Genomic DNA, 17,662 nt, shown 5'->3' on the forward strand with positions numbered 1-17,662 from the left:
GGTGCCCGATGCTACCGGGTTCCTTAATGTCTCCTTAAGCAGGCTTGCGCAGCGCGACCACGGCGAAGCTGGTCAACGCGGGCACCGGGTGTTTGAGCAGGAACCGTGACTTGGCCTGCTCCAGCGCGTCCAGCGGTTTGACCAGGTGATAGTAGTGATGGCCGAAGGCGCCGTGCCACTGCTCGAGCTCGAAGCCCACGCTCTCGAAGCGGCGGATCGCCCGCTTGGTGGGCCCGGTGGTCCAGTGGTAGTAGGCGGGGAACTTTTCGTGTTTGGGGTCGTCGATGCGACCGGGCTGGATCTTGCGCAGCAGTGTGCGCGCAGCATGTTCGGGGATGAGCCGGTTCAGCACGAACGGCAGCGTGTACAGCGTCGGAAAGTAATGCACGGCCAGACCGCCGGGGCGCAGCAGATCGAAGCAGTTGCGGTGAAACGCCCGCCCGTCGGGCACGTGCTCGCACAGCATCTTGGAGAACACGATGTCGTACATCTCGCGGCCGTCGCGTACGGGCTGGCACAAATCCAGCACCCGCGTCTCCACGTCGCCGCCGGCCTTCGCTAGCTCCTCGGCCGATATGTCGACGACGATGCGGTGCGAGGCGAACCCCCAGCGCTCGTTGTCGGCCAGCACCGGGTTGGCACCGCCGCCCAGCTCGGCGATGTTTTGCGCACCCTCACGCAACGCCAGCTCACGGACGTATTCGTCGTAGCCTTTCCACAGCGTTTCGATATCCCGGTAGCTAACACGGCTACCGGCGGGGGACACCGTTAAATTGACGCCTTCGTTATTCATGCGTTTACTCCGGTACTTTTCGGGCGGCGGCTCGGCAAAGCATACCTGCCGCAGGTTCCCACCAAGGAGGGCCGATCAGCAAATTCCAAACTCCCGCTTGTCACGGGGCCGTATTTGCGGTTCTATAGTCCCCGCGGAAGCAGAGCAACCATTCAACCAAACATCTGGCAAACAGGCGACGGAGCCTCGTGAGAGGATTATCAGCGTGCAACCAGCCCGCAAATACGACGGAATCGACGGTCCGAAGGTAGCGATTGCGCACGATTACCTGACCCAACTCGGGGGAGCCGAGAAGATCGTCCTGTCGATGGCCAAGGCGTTCCCCGAGGCACCGATCTACACGATGCTCTACGAGCCGCAAAGCACCTACCCGGAGTTTGCCGACTGCGACGTCCGGGTGTCGCCCTACAACCGCTTCGGGCCGCTGCGCAAGTATCACCGCGCGGCCCTGCCGCTGTACCCCCAGATCGCGCGGTCGGTGTTCGTGGACGCCGACATCGTGCTGACGAGCACCAGCGGGTGGGCGCACGGATTTCGCACCAACGGCCGCAAGCTCATTTACTGCTACTCACCGGCGCGGTGGCTGTATCTGTCCGACAAGTACCTCGGCGACGACAGCGGCCTGATCAAACGCGCCGGGTTAGCGCTGTCCAAGCCGTACCTCAAGGCGTGGGACCGCCGCCAGGCGCTGGCGGCCGACAAGTACTACGCGATCTCGACGCTGATCCAGAACCGCATCGCCGACATCTACGGCATCGACTCCGACGTGATGTTCGCCCCTGTCGCGATGTCGCAGTCGATGAACCCTGAACCGATCCCCGGGCTCGATGTCACCGAGGACGGGTTCTACCTGGTCGTCTCCCGGCTGCTGCCCTACAAGAACGTCGACGTGATCGTGCGTGCCTTCGCCGGAACCGACCGCCGGCTCGTCGTGGTCGGTAAGGGCCCCGACGCCGAGCGGTTGCGCGGCATCAAGACCGCGAATGTGACCATGCTGTCCGACCTCACCGACGGCCAGATGGCCTGGCTCTACAAGAACTGCCGGGCGCTGCTTGCTGCCAGTTACGAGGACTACGGGTTGACGCCCATCGAGGCCGGCGTGTGGGGCCGTCCGAGCGTGGCGCTGCGCTTCGGCGGCTTCCTGGACACCATCGACGAGGGCGTCACTGGGATGTACTTCGACAAGCCGGAGCCCGCCGCGATCGCCGAGACATTGAACCGGTTCGAAGCCACCCGATTCGACGCGGACAAGATCCGCCGCCACGTCGAGCAGTTCACCGAGGAAGTCTTCACCGAAAAGCTGCACGCCGCGGTCGACAACCTGGCATCCGCCAAGGGGTGACGCGATGGGTCTAGAACCGACGAAGATCGACCCCGAGGTCGTCGCCCGGAAGCGCGCCGCCGCGCCCGCGCTCAAGATGAGCCCGCAGTTCGAATACATCACCGACGAGAACGGCCGGATCGTCGACGTGGAGACCGAGGGCGTCACGTTCGCCGACAAGCTTCGCCGGTGGGTTGGGCAACTGGCCTTCAACATCGTCATCACCTACATCCCGTCGCACACCATCCGGCTGGCCTGGTTGCGGCTGTTCGGCGCCGAGATCGGCAAGGGTTCCTCGATCATGCGGGGCACCCAGATCCAAAACATCCACTATCTGGCGATCGGCGAGAACACCACGATCGGCATGCGGTGTGTGCTCGACTGCCGTTCGGGCATCTACTTCGGCAACAACGTGACCATCGCCAGCGATGTGCAGCTGCTGGCCGGCGGCCACGACATCAACCATCCCGACTTCCCGATCGTCGGCCCCGACCCGACCGTCGTCGAGGACCACGTGTGGATCGCCAGCCGCGCCATGGTGCTACCCAGCCACATCAAACGCGGCGCCGTGGTGGCAGCACATGCGTTGGTGGTCAAGGACATCGACGAGCTGACGGTGGTCGGCGGCAACCCCGGCAAGCCGATCGGCAAGCGCGATCCGGATGCGTTGGCCTACAGCGCAAGTTACCGTCCGCTGTTCTTCTGACAGGAGTACTTGAGTGTTCGTAGAACCGACGAAAGCCGACCCCGCCGACGTAGCACGCAAACTCGCGGCCGCACCGGATCTCAAACTGCCTCCACCGCCGTCATGGGAGGTCGGACCCGACGGGAGGCTTGCGAACTACCGCATGCAGACGATGGGCCTTGCGCGCAAGGCGCGCAACCGGATTGCCCAACTGCTGTACAACATGTTCGTCACCTACATCCCCTCCCACACCGTCCGGCTGGGGTTCCTGCGGTTGGTGGGCGCCACGATCGGCGAAGGGTCCTCGATCATGCGCACAACGCAGGTGCTCGATCCCGAGTTCCTGCGCGTCGGACGCCACAGCACGATCGGGCAGCGGTGCCTGCTCGACGCCCGCGCCGGATTGTGGATCGGCGACAACGTCACCATCGCCAGCGACGTCCACATCATCGGTGGCGGGCACGACATCAACCATCCCGACTTCCTACCGGTGCCGGTGCCGACCGTGATCGAGGATTACGTCTGGATCGCCAGCCGTGCGATGATCCTGCCCAGCCATATCCGTCGCGGCGCCGTCGTGGCGGCGCAGGCGCTGGTCAACCAGTACAAGGAAATCGGCGAACTCGAGGTGGTCGGCGGCGTGCCGGCGAAGCTGATCGCCAAGCGCAACCCCGACGCGCTGCAGTACAGCGCCTACTACCGACCGCTGTTCGGCTAGTCGAGTTCGGTTTCGTACTTGCGGATCGCCGCGTCGAGCGACTCCGCGCTGACCGGTTTGGCCGCGGTGATGACCGCCATCCGGCCGTTGACCAGCTGGTCGATCTCGGCGAACTCGGACACCACATGGAAATGCGGGCGGTCACCGTAGTCGTCCATCGCGATGGTCCAGCCGCGCTCGTGGCGCAGCGCGCGCAGGGTCTTGAGCACACAGGCGACCCGGAACCGGCCGTCGACCAGAACGAAGTCGGGGGCCCGGCCGCCCACGAAGCTGGCCGCAGGCAGATCCGAGTAGCGGCGGAATTTCGCCACCCGGCCGGGTGAGTTCAGGCCGGGCCCGATGGGGCGGCCCCAGTGCGCGGTCAGCCCGATATCGGCGTAGTGGAAGCTCTGTCCGACGGGCCGGGCCAGCCCGTCATCGCGAATCTTTTTCTCCACGCTTTTCAAGAAAAACCGGTCCGAGTCGACCGCGATGAACTCAATTCCGAACTTTGCTGCCAGATAAGTCGAACCGCCGGTGCCGAATTCCAGATAACGCTTGGAGGCGCGCAGCGTTTCGATGAACCAGTCGGTACCCTTCGCGAAGCTGCCGTCGGTGCCGTAGAAGACCGGGGTGTCCGGTACGTCAAAGCCCTTAAGACGTTGTATCGCAAGGAATTTGGCGGTTCCAGCTATGCCCACGATGTACTCCTGCCAGACGGCGAAAAACGTGGCGTAGCATAACACGGCGGCAATGCTGCGACCTCAGCGCACAGGCCTTCCTATTGCCCTTACCGGGCGCCCCATCGGCGTTTGGGTATCGTTAGCTCCGATCAACGACGGGAGCATTCGAGGTGACGACGAACCTGCGCGAATACCGGCTGGTCTTCGTCGGCGCTGCCGAAGGTCAGACCGCGGTGGGTGACTACGCCGAGGACTTCGTCACCGCCGTCAGACCCCACTTCCGCGACGTTGCCGAGATTCGTACGCGGGGCCCCGGCGGCGACACCCTGCGCGATATCCGCCGGTATCGACGTGCCGTCGCCGAGACGGTCGCCGAGGCGCCGGACCGCACGCTCGTGCACGCCGAACTCGCCGCAGGCGGGGCGGCGCCGTTCTGGGCCATCGCCGGCCTGCCGGGCACCCCGGTGACCGCGACCATCCACGACCCGCCGCAAGGGGTGTGGTGGCCCGCGGCGACCAAGTTCATGTTCGGCCCCACGCTGAGCCGCAAGCTGATCTTCCACGGCGTGCACTACCCGCTGCGGCCGCTGTCCACCAAGGTGGAAGGCATGGTGAACGGGCGGCGCACGTTGTTCGCCCTCACCGAGACCGGCCGTCGGTCGATCGAGCAGCGCTACCCGCACACCACCGCGGTGTACGTGCCCCACCTGGTGCGCGACCGGCCCGTCATCCGCCCCGTGCAGGAACGCCCGAACGCGGTCGGGTTCTTCGGCCACGTGTACCGAGGTAAGGGCTTCGAGCAGGTCGCGCGCATCCGCGAACTGCTGCCCGACGACATCGCCATCCGGGTCGCCGGCCGCGGCACCGAATCACTGCCGCGCGTGGACGGCATCGAGATCCTCGGTGCCGTCGACGGCCCCGCCGAAGACGCGTTCTTCGGCTCGGTGCGCGCCATCGTGGTGCCCTACGGGAAACGCCACTGGTACGACGAGACGTACCCGGCGTCGGGCGTCGTGGCGCACGCCACCGCGTACCGGACGCCGGTGGTGTGCACCGCCTACGGCTCACTGGCCGAGTTGGACGAGAAATCCGCAGCCGTCGTCGTCCCGACCCCCGACGCCGACCGTGACGCCGTCGCAGCGGACCTGGCCGGCGCGATCGGGGCGCTGCTCGGCGACGCCGGGCGGCTCACCGAGCTGGGGGAGTACGCGGAAAAAACCCGCCAGGCGCGCTCTGCTGCGGCCACCGCGCAGGCCTATGCGGTGACCTGGTCGCAGCTGCTGGCCCGACACCACGAGGGGCACTGACCTGTCGACTCCCGGATCTAAGCCCAAAGCCGCACCCCGCCGATCCGCTAAGACGGTGGTGTCGCTGCTCTACGTCTATGGCGGGCGCGGCACCGGCCTGGCGTGGACGGCGGCGCTGATCTATCAACTGGGCATCAGCGACTACGGCTTGTACAGCCTGGGCTTCGCGCTGATGTCGGTGCTGGGTCAGACGCTGAGCAATCCCTATGTGGTGCGCTCGGTGCGCGAACCGGAGCAGGACTTCGTCCGCGAACGCGCCGGCCGGTATCTGCTCGGGCTGGCGCTGATGGTGCTGGGCCAGATCTTCTTTCCGCTGAACTACATCGTCTGGTTCGGCGTCACGGTAGCCGGCGGCGAGCTGATCGTCGGGGCCTATAAGGCGCGCGCGATGCGTCGGGGCGACCCGCACGTGACGTCGCGGATCGACACCAGCAGACAGGCCGGCAGCGTGCTGGCGGGCTGCGCTTATCTGTTCGGTGCGCCGCTGGTCGGCATGCACCCGACGCTGCTGGGCGCCAGCGTGGCCTACTGCGTGCCCTACGTGGTGATCGCGGTGCTCGCGGCGGCCACGGTGCGCGGCCACCGGCCGCAGTTGCCGGGCCCGCCGCAGACCATCCTGGTGCTGGCCGGGGAGATGCTCGGCACCTCAACCTTCCTCGCCGGCGACGTATTGCTGCTGGGCTGGCTCACCGACACCACGGTCGTCGGCTACTACAACCTGACCTGGGTGGTCGCCTCTGCGGTCTGCTACGTGGGCCAGGCGTTCGGCACCACCTACGCGCAGACGCTGCGCGACAGCGGCGGCGACCTGTCGACCGGCCCGCCGCTGAAGCTGACCGTGGCGCTCGGCGCGGGCGGGGGGCTGCTGGTGCTGCTCGTCGGCATCGGGTTGCTGATCTCGCCCGCGCCCCAACAACTGGCCATCGCGATGATCATAATGTCGGCCTACTGCGCCTTCCGCACGGTGATCATGGTGTTCCAGTTCGTGCTGTATGCCCAGCGGCGCGACATGGTTCGGATGGCGTCGGTGATCGGGTTGGTGCCGCTGAAGTTCGGGTTGTTGGCGATGTTGGCGCATCTCGGCGCGGTCGGCGCCGCGATTGCGACGTCGGCCGCCGACGCGGCGCTGTTGGCCATTTTCTCGCTGGCGATCTACGGAAAGGGACGGCATGGCAAGCGGCCGGCCGAAGACGAAGGTGACATTCCTGCTGTCGAAAGACCCGGTGACGGAGCGGGCCGGTGACGTCGAACTGGGCCAGCTGCTCATGGGCCTGGCCGCCGACGAGTTCGAGGTATCTGCGCTGTGCCTTTCGGCGCAGACGGGCCCGGCCACGCTGCCCGGCGGCCATGCGCTGACCCGGCTGCCGAAGCCGGCGATCCGGCCGGCGAAACTGCTGGCCGATTCCATCCGCAAACGGCGCAGCCTCGTCCACGTCCGTTTCGACACCGACGACCTGGTCGCCGCCATCGATGCGTGCGGTGCCGACGTGTTCGTCGCCGAGCACAGTTACATGGCCGAATCATTCCTGCGCAGCACAAAGTTCGGCCGCGTCCGGTTGGTCGTCAACACCAACATCTCCGAGGCGCTGGTGTGGCGCGCGAGCCGCGGCGCGCTGGGCCGCATCGAGGCGCCCCGGTTACGCCGCGACGAACTGCGGGTCGCGCGGGCCGCCGACGCGGTCGGCACCTACGACGCGGCCGACGCCGAGTTCTACCGCGCCAACGGGGTGGCCTGCGCCCGCTGGCTCGATGTGTCCCTGCCGCCGGTAGCTCAGGTCGACGTGGCGCACACGCCGCGTCGGCTCGTCTTCATGGGGCTGCGGGACTGGCCGCCGAACCAGGAGGCGTTCCTGCACGCGCTGCGGCTGTGGCCGCACATCGCCGCGGGCATCGCCGGCGCCGAACTGGCGGTGATCGGCAAGAAGAAGCCGGGCGCACCCGATCCGGTCTACCCCGACGGTGTGCGCGACCTCGGCTTCGTCGACGACCTGGCCGAGTTCCTCGGCACCTGCCGCGCGATGGTGGCGCCCATCAAGACCGGTGGCGGGGTGCGGGTGAAGGTTCTCGACGCGATCAGAATGGGTCTGCCGGTGGTGGGTACCACCGCGGCAATCGGCGACCTTGGGCCGCTGTACGGCCTTGAAACCCACGACGACGACGACAGCTTCGTCGCGCAGTGCCGGCGCTATCTTCTCGACCAGCCCACGGCGGTGGCCGACGGCGATCGGCTCTACGACGTCAACCGCGCGCGCTGGCAACAGCGCACACCGCACCGCGCGGTGGCCGCGCTGCTGCGCGCCGAGCCGGTGATCGAGTGAACGTCGTCAGCTTGCGGCGACGGCCGCGGGCTCGACAGCCGCTGCCCGGCCGGGCGGCGCCTCGTGTCTGGTCTGATCGACATAGACCAGAAACGCCAGCAGGATCGAGAAGGTCAGCGTCATCTGCGGCATATCGACGACCGACTGCTGCAGGTTCGCCGAGATCACCGCGATACCGATGAACACGCCGCCGTAGACGGCATGGGGCAACGACGGCGAGCGCAGCGCGCGGTAGGCCATCACCGCGCCGATCACCAGGATGGCGACGAACACCAGCCCGGTGATGATGCCTCCGCGGTAGACCGTCAACAGCGGCGCGTTCGAGACGTAGTTGAGCGACTGCGCCAACTGGCCGCTGCGGAATTCGGGTCGGTCCCAGCCGAGCCCGAACAGCCAGTTGCCCGACATGCGGTTCGGGAACTCGGCGATCGAGTCCGCCCGGGCTTCGCGCCCGGTGTCCTCGTCGGCGAACGTGGACAGGATGCGGTCCCGGATCATCGGGGTCAGCAGGGCCGCCCCGGCGCCGACACCGATGATCCCCATCGCGATCTGGCGGTCGCGGGCCCGCATGCTGTGGAACAGCAGCACCAGCAGCAGCCCGACCGCGACCGAGAAGATCATGCTGCGGCTCAGCGTGAGCAGCAGCGCCATCACGATGACGGTGGACATCAGGGTGCGCCGCCAGCCGGTGAACAGGACCAGGCAGATGATCAGCGCGGTCGCCAGGGCCAGCCCGGCGCTGTTGGGCAGCACCCACGTCCCGCCCAGGCGCAACGTCCTGCCGATCGTGGCGCCCTCGTCGGAGTAGACGTACAACGCCGTCTGCTCGCGCAGCCCTGCGCCGACGCCGTAGCCGAAGATCTGCAGCGGCTTCAACAGGCGCTGCTGTTGGTCCACCGTCGCCATGGCAATTCCGACGAGGGCATTGGCTGATGCGGCGTAGACGAATATCCTTCCGAACCGGGCGAGGTTCTCGCGCGACATTCTCAGCAACGCGATTGTCACCGACGTTGCGATGCCCCACTTCGCGTACAGCAAAATTGCCGGAAGGGTGGCCCCGGTGGCGACAACAGACAAAGCCGATGCAACCAGCAACGCGATCACCGCTGTCTCGAGCGTGCTGAGTCGAGTTCGCTGGGTGGGATGGATGATGGCCGCCAGCACCGCTCCGGCGGCGAATAACAGGTACAGCGGAATGTGGACGCTGGGGAAGTATCCGAAGGGCAGTCCGCCGATTACCGCCGCCGTTGCCCAAAACAGCCACAACGGATGGCGCAAACCGATATATACGGCGATGACCAGCGCAATAAGGCCGACAACCCCGTACGTCACCAGCGTCCCGTGCCCGACGGCAAGCCACGCGACGAGGGGGCAGATGGCGATCGCCACCACGGCGAGCAGGCATTTGCCGATCAGGTCCGGGCGGCACGTCACGGGACTATGGTGACAGCTTCGCGGACTGGACACCAGCCTGCCCGGTCAGGTGCATTGCGGCGGTCCGGCCGCACAACCGTTACTCTGTCCGTGTTTGATCTTTAGTTTGCGGCGCGCTTCTGAAAGGTTCGATCTTGGAGATCATGGAATACCTGCGTATTTTCCGCAGGTACTGGTGGCTGATCGTGACCCTGGTGATCGTTGGTGGCGCCGGTGGCTATGCGGCCACGTTTTTACTGACACCCGAATACCAGTCCACTGCGCGCCTGTTCGTAGCAACGCAGCACGGCACCTCGGTCACCGAGGCGTATCAGAACAACCTCTTCTCCCAGGAACGGGTGTACTCCTACGCCGACTTGGCGTCCAGCGAACAAGTGGCCGCCCGCGCGGTGGACCAGCTGAAGGCGCCGATCTCGCCGGACGAGCTGCGTTCGAAGGTCACGGCGCTGCCCGGTGAGAAGACGGTATTGCTCGATGTGAGCGTCACCGACGCCGACCCCGCGCAGGCGCAGGCCTACACCAATGCGGTGGCCGACCAGCTCGTCGGGCTGGTCAGCGAGCTGGAGACGTCGCGCCGGGGCGGCAGCCCCGCCGCGGGCCTGGTGGTGGTCGACGAGGCCAGTTACCCGACGGCGCCGACGGGGCTCGGTGTGCTCACGATGACGGCGTTGGGTGCGGTCATCGGTCTGGTGGTCGGCATCATCGCCGCGGTGCTGGCGGGCATCCTCGACAAGCGGCTGCGCGGCCGCGATGCGGTGGAGGGCGCCGTCGGCACCCGCCTGCTGGGGGCGCTGCCCGCAGCACCCACCCGGCCCGCGACCACGGTCGTCGATCTCGACGGCAACGAGCTCTACGCCGAGCGGGTGCGTGAACTGCGCACGAACCTGCGGTTCGCGGTGCCACCCGGTAGCGGCGCCCCGCCGCGCCGCATCGCGGTGACCAGCCCGTCGACCGGCGACGGACGCACCACCGTCGCCATCGACCTCGCCGCAGCGCTGGCCGAGTCGGGCCGTTCGGTCATCGTCGTCGACGGTGATTTGCGCGGCGCGGACCTGGCCGACCGGCTGGGTCTGGACGACCAGCGTCGCGCCCGCGCCATGAACCGAGGCGTGAGCACGGTGATCGCCGGCGAGCACGCAGTGGCCGAAGCGGTGATCGGCGAGATCCCCGTCGGCGCGCACGCCATCGCGCTGCTGCCCGCGGGACCCAAGGCGTCGCGCCCCGGCGAGATGTGGGCCAACGACCGCGCCACCGCGATGTTCGAGGAGCTCGGACGCAATTTCGACTATGTCGTCGTCGACACGCCTCCGCTCGAGCACTACGCCGACGGCGCGAACATCGGCGCGCTGTGCGACGGTGCGGTGCTGCTGGCCCGCATCGGGTCCACCACGAACTCGGCGCTGCGCCGGGGGATCCAGGCGCTGCAGACCGCCAACGTCGCGTTGATCGGGACGGTGGCGACCTTCGAACGTGTCGGCGGCCGCCTGCGGCGCCAACACCACAAACAGGTGCGCCGTGACGCCCCAGCGGATTCGGCAGCGAGGCCGTCGGGCAGCGGACGCGACAACTCGGCCGACACCCGACCCGTGGCGACCCAGAAGGGTCAACTCGTCGGCTCGGACACCCCGCGGCATGCCAACGGCGACGCGGCGCTGGGCGCCGGGAGCAGGCCCAGACACGGAGGCAACGGATAGTGCGGTTGCGGCTCGCGGTGGCCCACGCAGGAGCCATCGTCGGCGCGGTGTCGGTACTGGCCGGCTGTGCGCCGAGCCCGCCGCAGCCGCAGGCGGACTACAACCGGCCGCCGCACTCGCTGGTGCCGCCGTTCGTCGGCGCGACCGAATTGCCGCCGCCGGATCTGACCGGCGACGGGCCAGGATCGCTGGTTGAGGTCGAACCCCTCGCCCCCAACAGACACTTCACCGACGCCGGCGTGACGGCGGTACGGGTGGTGTACCGCTCGACCACCACCGGCGGCCAACCCGCCGAAGTCTCCGGCGTGGTTGCGGTTCCCGCGGGCAAGGCGCCCGAGGGCGGGTGGCCGGTCATCGCGTTCGGGCACACGCTCACCGGCGTGACGGAGAACTGCGCGCCGTCGCTGGCGCAGGGGCTGGGCGGCTACGCGTCAGCGATGACGGTGCTGCTCAACCGCGGCTACATGGTGATGATGCCCGACTTTCCAGGGCTCGGTGTCGGCGGCCAACAGCACGCGCCGCTGGACTGGGTTGCCCTGGGCAACACCATGATCGACGGGGTGCGCGCGGCGCACCGGGTGGTTCCCGAGACCAGCCCGGACTGGGCGGCGTACGGCAGCGGCCAGGGCGGCCTTGCAGCATGGGCAGCGGCGATCCGGGCCGCCGATTACAGCGCCGGGCTCAACCTGGTAGGCGCCGTGGCGCTTTCGCCGTACGCCGACCTGTCGCCATTGGTCGATGCCGCCAGCAGCGGCAACCTCACCCCGAACCAGTACCGGCTGCTCATGGTGCTGCTGCAGGGCTTGTCGCAGGAGCTGCCCAATCTCGATCTGAACGCCTACCGTTCGGGTTTGGCCAGCGAGCACTGGGATCTGCTCACCTCGTGCGCGCCCGCGGATCCCGCAGAGGCGAACCGGCTGGTGTCGCAGTTGCGCCCGGAGGACCTGCGCCCGCGCGACGAGGCCGCCGCCGCTACGCTGCGCAACGCGTTGAACACCTTGGCGCTGCCCGGCAGCTCACCGGCCCCGCCCGCGCCCGTCCTGGTGGTGTACGGCACACACGACCCGGTGGTGCCACAAGCCGGTGTCGCGCTCGCGGTGAAAGAGGCGTGCGCCAAAGGTGATCCCATCGTGGTGAATCGCCGCATCGGTGACACGACCACCACCAACGAGTTGGTCATCCAGACGTCGCTGGCGTGGCTCAAGGCGCGCTTCGACGGCCAACAGCCCGCCGACGTCTGCGTGGGGGCAACATGAGGCCGCCCGCGAACGTGCCTCGGGTACGCGACTATCTACGGCTGCTGGTCAACGGCTGGGTGGTGCTGCTGTGCGCAACCGCAGTCTCGGCGGGCGCCGGTTGGCTGGCCTGGCAGAGCACGCCGCCCGTGTTCACCTCGACCGCACGCGTTTTCGCGGTGACGCCGGGCGGCGCCACCCCGGTGGACGCCTACTACGGCCACCTGAACTCGATCTCGCGAAACCTCACCACCGGCCATCTGGCCCGCAGCCGGCAGGTCACGATCCGCACCATCGAGCAGTTGGACCTGGACACCAGCCCGGCCGAACTCGCGGCCCGCATCACCGTGTCGGCCAAGAACTCCGCGCTGCTGGAGGTGGCGGTGACCGGCAGCGACCCCGACCTCACCCGCCGCACCGCCGATGGCGTCACGCAGAACCTGGTCGCGCTGACCAAGGAGATGGCCAGGGTCGACACCGGCGCCGCCGAACTCGTCGTCGTCGACGCCGCCGAACCGGCGGTCCGGCAGGGCTCGGCGTGGCAGTTCGTCGTCCCCGCAGGCGCAGTGGGGTTTGCGCTCAGCGCCATCCTGGTGCTCGCGTACGGGCTGCTGCGCGACCGCACGCACGGCATCCGTCACCTCGACCACGTCGTCGACGAGGCCCTCGCAGAAAGGAACTGATGATCCGCGCTCACCTCGGGGGCATCGGGCTGGCGTGCCTTCTCGTGGCGACCGGCGCCGTCGTAACCGGTTGTGCCGACGACACTTCCGAACAGGAGGCGCCCGCGGCGATGTCGGGGATGCCCATCGAGGCGGACTACAGCGCCGCCGGACGAGAGCCGGGTGGCCTGGCCCAGGCCAACTCCTTGCCGACCATCGACCGCAGGCTGCGCGCGGCGAGTTCGTTGGCCGCGCGCATCGAGTACACGTCCACCTCCGGTATCGACAACCAGCACACCCGAGTCAGCGGAAGCGTCTTCGTGCCCAAGGGCGACGCGCCCGAAGGCGGCTGGCCGATCGTGGCCTACGCCCACGCCACCACCGGGATCGAATCCACGTGCGCACCGTCGCTTTCGCCGAACCTGCTGGGCACGTCCAACGCGGTGACGGCGCTGGTGGACGCGGGGTTCGTCGTCACCGTGCCCGACTACCAGGGGCTGGGCATGGAAGACGGCGATGACAACAGCGACCACCCGTACCTGGATGCCACCACGGCCGGCTACAACGTCATCGACTCGGTGAAGGCCGCGCGCCACCTGGTCCCCGAGGCATCCGCACGCTGGATGGCGATCGGCGTCTCCCAGGGCGGGCAGGCCGCCTGGGCGGCCAATGAACTGGCCGCCACCTATGGCGCCGGCCTCGCGCTGCTGGGCACGGTCAGCGTGGCGCCGGCCGCCGACATCGCCGGTTTCGCCGACGCGGCCGCCACCGGTCAGCTCACCGGAGAACAGCTGCCCGCGCTGGTGGCGATCCTCGAGTCGCTGCACCGCACACATCCGGACTTCGCGCTCGACGAATACCGGCGGGGCTTCGCAGAAGACAACTGGGACACGTTGATTGCGTGCGACGGGCCCGAGGTCGCTGAGCGCAGCGCGCTGACGCCGCAGCTCAGCGGTGAGGACCTTCGGCCGAGCACTCCGCAGGCCGTCGACACACTGCGCACGCTGCTGCAGAACATGAGCCTGCCGAAGCTCCCGACCACGGCCCCGATGCTCGTGCTCTACGGCGGCAACGATGCGCTGGTGCTTCCGGAGTGGACCGACCGTGCGCTGCGCGCGGCGTGCGCGATGGGCGATGTCATCGACATCGCGCCGCAGCCGGACAAGGGCCACGCCGACATTGACGTCTCCTCGGCGTTCGGCTGGGTCAACGCGCGGTTCCGCGGTGAGCCGGCACCCGACAGCTGTCTGGGTCTGACACCGCCCGGGGCGCCGCAGTGACCATCAAGCCGCGGGATAACGCGGACCCGTCGCCGGCGCGGCCGACACCCGCCACTACCGGGCGCATCATCGGCCTGGACGGGGCGCGTGGCCTGTCGGCCGTCGGAGTGGCGGTCATGCACGTCGCCGGCAACTTTTCACCAAACACCTCGGCGCAGACCAAGATCGGCATCGTCGGGATGAGCCTGATCTTCTTCTTCGTGCTCAGCGGCTTTCTGCTGTTCCTGCCCTACGTTCGCAGGCTGACCGACGACGCCGCGATGGCAACGCCGCCAAGCGCACGCAACTTCGCGATCCACCGGATTGCCCGCATCGCGCCCGGCTACCTGTTCATCTTCCTGGTGTGCAACTACATCTTCGGTGTGGTGTACGTCGAGAACCCCACAGTGCAGGCGCTCGGCACCGACGAGGGCACCGGCACCATCACCGACCCGTGGCAGTTGCTGGCCAATCTCACGCTCGTGCAGACCTACATTCCCGAGTACATTTTCACCGGCCTGAACCCGTCGTGGTCGCTGACTCTGGAATTCGCGTTCTACTTGTCGCTGCCGTTGTCGGCCGTGCTGTTGTTCGCGATACGCCGCAGAACCGCGGCGCGTCCCCTGCTGCTGGCCGCCAGCCTGCCCGTGGTGTTCATCGTGATCGGGTTCGTCGCAAAACTATTGTTGCCGTTGGTGAGCAACCACTTCGGGGTCACCGACCCTGAGCTGATGCAGTGGGGGCCCAACTGGGTTTCGGTGTATCTGAGGAGCTTTCTGGTCAACGCCGACAACTTCGCGTTCGGCATGCTGGCCGCGGTCGCTGTCGTGGCGATCGAACAGGGCACGGTGCGGACACCGGCCGCACGGCGGGTGCGGCCGGTTTCGGCGCTGGCGCTGCCCGTCGTGCTGGTCGTGGGGTTGGCGTTGATCGCGTTGGGCAACATGTTCGGCACCAGCGCGATGGCCATCGCCTCGGCGCTGGTGATCCTGGTGATCGTCGCACCGCTGTCGTGCGGACAACGCTCGAGGATCGGCGAAGGCCTCGAACGGGCCCCCTTCCTGTTCGTGGGTAAGGTGTCGTTGTCGCTGTACCTGCTGCACTTCCCGACGATGTTGATGCTGCACCGGTTCGGCCTGCTGGCGGGTGACTCCCTGGGCGGGATGTGCCTGAACATTGTTGTGGTGCTTGCGGTCACGCTAGCGGTGTCCAGCGTCACCTACTACACGGTGGAGAAGCCCGCAATGAACATCGCCCGACGCTACCGCTACCGGTGGCGCTGATGGGTCGGCTTCGTGTCGCGCTTGTCGTCGCGGCAGCGGTCGTTCTGGTGGCGGGCGCGGTCGTGGTGGCATGGGCGGTTCGCTCCGGCGACGTCGAAGGCGACACGCCGGCTGCCCACCCCGACGCCGAACCGATCGCGACCGCGCGCCTCGGCGGATCCGAACCCGGTGACCTGGTCAGCGCCATGACGATGCCGGGGCTGTCCCGCAGCAAGGTCGGCGCCGAGTTCAACGCCGCACGCGTCCTATACCACTCCACCAACGGCGATACCGGCGACCCGACCGTGGTCTCCGGCTCGGTTTACACGCCCAAAGGTGTTGCGCCCCAAGGTGGGTGGCCGGTCATAGCGTTCGGGCACGGCACCACGGGCATGGACGAGCCGTGCGCGCCGTCGCTGTCGGACTCGCTGCTCGGCATGTCCGCCATGGTGGTCGGGCTGGTTCGGAAGGGCTACGCCGTTGCGTTCGCCGACTACCAGGGGCTCGGCGCGCCGGGCATACACCCCTACCTGGACGCCAAGACCGCGGGGCTCAACATCATCGACTCGGTGCGCGCACTGCACCGCACCTTCGACGACATCTCGCCGCAGTGGGCGGCGCTCGGCGGTTCCCAAGGCGGCGGCGCGGTGTGGGCAGCCGGCGAGCAGGCTGGCGGCTACGCGCCCGAACTCGACCTGGTCGGCGTCGTCGCGATGGTTCCGGCCGCCGACGTCACCGGCCTGGTGGACAAGGCGGAGGCCAAAACGTTGACGTACTACCAGCGGCCGGCGTTTCAGTCGGTGGTGGAGACGTTGGCGCGGCTGCACCCCGACCTCGACCGTGACGACTACCGCAGCGGCGCGGCCGCGGAATACTGGGACGTGCTGTCGTCGTGCTCGGGCGCCAAGGGACTGGACCGCAAGGAGGCGGCGGAGGCGCTCGCCCCCGGCGACCTGGTCCCCAAGACACCGCAGGCCGCCGAGCGGCTCCGCGAACTGTTGGATCAGTGGGCGCTGCCGCAGCAGCCGCTCACGGCGCCGCTGTCGGTGTCCTACGGCGGTCAGGACGAATACATCGACGCACAGTGGACCACCGACGCGATCGCGCGCGCCTGCGCCCTCGGCGGCCCGATCGTATGGGACCTGCAGCCGCAGGCTGGCCACGGCAATGTCGACATCAGCTCCCAATACGCATGGCTGGCAGACAGATTCGCAGGAAAGCCGGTGACAGATGAGTGCACCTCACCCCCACCCGGTAACTGACGGCGACTGGCCGCTGTGGCGGCGGCTGCTGACCGAGGCCAAATGCGTGGTGCTGCGACTGCTCGCACCCAAGGGCATCGACGTCGCGCCGCCCGAGCAGCCGTATCTGATCGTGCCGGTGCTCGGCCAGTCCAATGCGTTCGGCATGGGCCTCGGTCTCGATCTGAGCGGCCCGGACCGGCCGCACCCGCGGGTGCACCAGTGGGCGATGTGCGGACCGTCGGCGGGTAAGGCCGTCCTGGCCGTCGACCCGCTCATCCACGAGATCCCCGGTAAAGGGGTCGGGTTCGGGTTGACGTTCGCCAAACACCTGGCCGACGAGACGGGACGCACCGTCCTGCTCATCCCCGGCGCGCGCGGTGACACGTCGTTCACGCCGAAAAACGGTTACACCTGGGATCCCGCCGACACCCGCACCAGGGTGAACCTCTACCGGCGAGGGGTGAGCGCCATCGACAAGGCGCTGGCGGCCTATCCCGGCAGTGAGGTGGCCGCGGTGCTGTGGCACCAGGGCGAAAGCGACGTGCCGCTGACCTCCGGCACGGTTTATCGGGCCAAGCTCGATTCCCTCATCGCGGATTTACGTACCCGATACGGCAAAGACGTGCCGATGTTGTTGGGCGGAATGGCACCCGAAGAGATGGAATTGAGCGGCCGCGATTATCCGAAGATCCACGCCGTACACGTCGATACGCCGGCCCGGATACCGGGCACCGCTTTCATCCCGGGACCACGCAATTCCGTCAATTCCGCGACCGACCGGCACTACAACGCCGCAGGTATGCGGCAGATGGGCCACGACATGTGGACGAAATTCCGCCAGCTGCGCGCTGAGGAACTTGCTCGATATGCAACGAATTGACAGTTCTCGCTACCCCGAACGACAAATTATCAATTCATGTCAATTTGCCAGCGTCGCGAAGGTGTTGCTGGTTGACGCTCCTTGTTGACCAGCTATTTCGTGGATGGGGTGGCGGAGCCGGGCAAACTTTGACATAGTAAACGCGCAATCGTGCTTCGTCGGGGGGCCCGTAGCCGTCAGCAAATCTT

At 67.6% G+C, this 17,662-nt stretch carries 16 protein-coding genes; 13 read left to right on the top strand and 3 right to left on the bottom strand.

What is annotated here, in order from left to right:
• Nucleotides 1–34: 34 nt before the first annotated feature.
• Entirely contained in the window at nt 35–793 is a 759-nt protein-coding gene (locus ABQE44_RS05610; protein WP_448428666.1) for a class I SAM-dependent methyltransferase, read from the bottom strand.
• Nucleotides 794–998: 205 nt separating this feature from the next.
• Between ABQE44_RS05610 and ABQE44_RS05615 the strand changes: the two genes are divergently transcribed.
• Genes ABQE44_RS05615 through ABQE44_RS05625 form a run of 3 tightly spaced genes read left to right on the top strand, consistent with a single transcriptional unit; the run spans nt 999 to nt 3,517 of the window.
• Nucleotides 999–2,135 (top strand): glycosyltransferase, encoded by a 1,137-nt coding sequence (locus tag ABQE44_RS05615; protein WP_448393059.1) that lies wholly within the window; start codon nt 999–1,001, stop codon nt 2,133–2,135.
• A 4-nt stretch (nt 2,136–2,139) separates the two neighbouring features.
• Nucleotides 2,140–2,820, top strand: coding sequence for an acyltransferase (locus tag ABQE44_RS05620; RefSeq protein ID WP_448393060.1), 681 nt, complete (start codon nt 2,140–2,142; stop codon nt 2,818–2,820).
• 13 nt (nt 2,821–2,833) lie between these two features.
• Nucleotides 2,834–3,517 (top strand): acyltransferase, encoded by a 684-nt coding sequence (locus tag ABQE44_RS05625; protein ID WP_448428668.1) that lies wholly within the window; start codon nt 2,834–2,836, stop codon nt 3,515–3,517.
• Here ABQE44_RS05625 and ABQE44_RS05630 read toward each other — a convergent pair.
• Nucleotides 3,514–4,242 (bottom strand): hypothetical protein, encoded by a 729-nt coding sequence (locus ABQE44_RS05630; protein WP_448393062.1) that lies wholly within the window; start codon nt 4,240–4,242, stop codon nt 3,514–3,516. The genes ABQE44_RS05625 and ABQE44_RS05630 overlap by 4 nt on opposite strands.
• Nucleotides 4,243–4,349: 107 nt before the next feature.
• On the opposite strand from ABQE44_RS05630, the gene ABQE44_RS05635 reads away from it, so the two are divergent.
• Genes ABQE44_RS05635 through ABQE44_RS05645 form a run of 3 tightly spaced genes read left to right on the top strand, consistent with a single transcriptional unit; the run spans nt 4,350 to nt 7,804 of the window.
• The gene (locus ABQE44_RS05635) at nt 4,350–5,486 is read left to right on the top strand and encodes a glycosyltransferase (protein WP_448393063.1); all 1,137 of its coding nucleotides are present in this window, start codon (nt 4,350–4,352) and stop codon (nt 5,484–5,486) included.
• 55 nt (nt 5,487–5,541) lie between these two features.
• Nucleotides 5,542–6,729, top strand: a complete 1,188-nt coding sequence (locus ABQE44_RS05640; RefSeq protein WP_448393064.1) for a polysaccharide biosynthesis protein — start codon at nt 5,542–5,544, stop codon at nt 6,727–6,729.
• The gene (locus ABQE44_RS05645) at nt 6,656–7,804 is read left to right on the top strand and encodes a glycosyltransferase (protein ID WP_448393065.1); all 1,149 of its coding nucleotides are present in this window, start codon (nt 6,656–6,658) and stop codon (nt 7,802–7,804) included. The genes ABQE44_RS05640 and ABQE44_RS05645 overlap by 74 nt, the downstream gene beginning before the upstream one ends.
• A gap of 6 nt (nt 7,805–7,810) precedes the next feature.
• Here the strand turns inward: ABQE44_RS05645 and ABQE44_RS05650 are convergent, their stop codons facing one another.
• Complete coding sequence (locus ABQE44_RS05650) at nt 7,811–9,238, bottom strand: O-antigen ligase family protein (RefSeq protein WP_448428671.1); 1,428 nt, start codon at nt 9,236–9,238, stop codon at nt 7,811–7,813.
• 143 nt (nt 9,239–9,381) lie between these two features.
• Between ABQE44_RS05650 and ABQE44_RS05655 the strand changes: the two genes are divergently transcribed.
• The 7 genes from ABQE44_RS05655 to ABQE44_RS05685 are packed head-to-tail and all read left to right on the top strand — an operon-like array spanning nt 9,382 to nt 17,474.
• A complete protein-coding gene (locus tag ABQE44_RS05655) occupies nt 9,382–10,932 on the top strand; it encodes a tyrosine-protein kinase domain-containing protein (RefSeq protein WP_448428793.1) in 1,551 nt (516 codons plus the stop codon).
• Nucleotides 10,932–12,188, top strand: a complete 1,257-nt coding sequence (locus ABQE44_RS05660; protein ID WP_448428673.1) for a lipase family protein — start codon at nt 10,932–10,934, stop codon at nt 12,186–12,188. The genes ABQE44_RS05655 and ABQE44_RS05660 overlap by 1 nt, the downstream gene beginning before the upstream one ends.
• Complete coding sequence (locus tag ABQE44_RS05665; RefSeq protein WP_448393068.1) at nt 12,185–12,850, top strand: YveK family protein; 666 nt, start codon at nt 12,185–12,187, stop codon at nt 12,848–12,850. Before ABQE44_RS05660 ends, ABQE44_RS05665 begins: the two co-directional genes overlap by 4 nt.
• Complete coding sequence (locus ABQE44_RS05670; RefSeq protein WP_448428675.1) at nt 12,850–14,109, top strand: alpha/beta fold hydrolase; 1,260 nt, start codon at nt 12,850–12,852, stop codon at nt 14,107–14,109. Before ABQE44_RS05665 ends, ABQE44_RS05670 begins: the two co-directional genes overlap by 1 nt.
• Nucleotides 14,106–15,371 carry an acyltransferase family protein gene (locus ABQE44_RS05675; RefSeq protein ID WP_448428677.1) on the top strand — a complete coding sequence of 422 codons (1,266 nt, stop codon included), beginning with the start codon at nt 14,106–14,108 and terminating at the stop codon, nt 15,369–15,371. The genes ABQE44_RS05670 and ABQE44_RS05675 overlap by 4 nt, the downstream gene beginning before the upstream one ends.
• Nucleotides 15,371–16,612 carry a lipase family protein gene (locus ABQE44_RS05680; protein WP_448428679.1) on the top strand — a complete coding sequence of 414 codons (1,242 nt, stop codon included), beginning with the start codon at nt 15,371–15,373 and terminating at the stop codon, nt 16,610–16,612. Before ABQE44_RS05675 ends, ABQE44_RS05680 begins: the two co-directional genes overlap by 1 nt.
• Nucleotides 16,581–17,474, top strand: a complete 894-nt coding sequence (locus ABQE44_RS05685) for a sialate O-acetylesterase (RefSeq protein WP_448393072.1) — start codon at nt 16,581–16,583, stop codon at nt 17,472–17,474. Before ABQE44_RS05680 ends, ABQE44_RS05685 begins: the two co-directional genes overlap by 32 nt.
• Nucleotides 17,475–17,662 lie beyond the last annotated feature (188 nt).

The organism is Mycolicibacterium sp. XJ2546 (genome assembly GCF_053483195.1).